Raw genomic sequence first — 250 nt, 5'->3', positions numbered from 1 at the left:
CTTCGAAGGTCGGCTGCGGCAAGTCGTTCAAGCCTTCGAAACTGCGGCCTTGCAGCAGTTCGGTGAGGCTGCGCTCCAGCGCCACTTCCAGGCTCGGGTGGGCGCCGAACGAGGCGAATACTCCGCCGGTGCGCGGGTTCATCAGGGTCACGCACATCACCGGGAACTCACCGCCCAGGGACGCATCCTTGACCAGCACCGGGAAGCCCTGGGCTTCCAGGCCTTCGATGCCCGCCAGGATGCCGGGGTA

Annotated in this window: 1 protein-coding gene; it reads right to left on the bottom strand. The window is 66.4% G+C overall.

The annotated features are described in order from the left end of the window. The coding region (locus tag AC0L3U_RS39925) for a YcaO-like family protein (RefSeq protein WP_473365200.1) at positions 1 to 250 on the bottom strand (250 nt) is incomplete at both ends.

It is taken from the genome of Bradyrhizobium sp. Kon69 (assembly GCF_055807515.1).
The sequence above is the reverse complement of the archived record's forward strand: the minus strand, read 5'-3'. Positions and strand labels throughout refer to the sequence as shown.